The sequence below is a fragment of the Acinetobacter sp. P1(2025) genome (assembly GCF_051390655.1).
Classification (GTDB): Bacteria; Pseudomonadota; Gammaproteobacteria; order Pseudomonadales; family Moraxellaceae; genus Acinetobacter; species Acinetobacter junii.
The window spans coordinates 1-618 of the sequence record NZ_JBPKBJ010000175.1 but is presented as its reverse complement, the minus strand read 5'-3'; the positions used below and the strand labels follow the sequence as shown (position 1 = coordinate 618).

Below are 618 nucleotides of genomic sequence, written 5' to 3'. Positions count from 1 at the left end.
ACCAAATGAGTTTTACTATGATCAGCTACCCCAACAAAACAAGGTGGCTTAACTAGAGCGGAATATCACTTATAAATACGCTTTTAGTTGTTCAAACATGTGGGACCACCTCTATATTGGCGCAGTTAAAGGCACTGTTAGTTCAGGTGGAAGTACCGATGATACCAAGCCAACATTATCAGGAATTGGTGAAGCAAAAGCAGTACTCACAATATTTGATAATGGCTATCCGATTGGGACTGTTACAGTTGGAGATAATGGTAAATGGAGTTACACCGTAACGAATGATTTAGTTTTAGGCTCACACAAAATTACTTTAACTCAAACTGATGTAGCTGGTAATACCAGTGAACTCAGTGATGCCTTTAATTTCACAATTGTAGCTCCAGCTCAACCTAGTGCACTGATGTTGAGTGATTCCTTAATCATTGAGGAGGTTCAAACTTCTCTTGTGGACTCTGTTAATTTAGATAGTCTTTTAAGAGCTCCAAACATATCGGATAGCTTTGAACCGTACCGGGTTTGTCGGAGACCACTTTTCTTGAGAGAATGTCCCGATGAAAAAAGTAAAATACACCCCTGAAATCAGAGATAGAGCGGTTCAATTATTGATTGAAT

General features: G+C 39.0%; 1 pseudogene. It reads left to right on the top strand.

Going from position 1 to position 618, the window contains the following annotated elements:
• Positions 1–115: 115 nt before the first annotated feature.
• Positions 116–481, top strand: a pseudogene (locus tag ACSC97_RS18245) (Ig-like domain-containing protein); the annotation flags it as partial.
• Between the last annotated feature and the right edge of the window lie 137 nt (positions 482–618).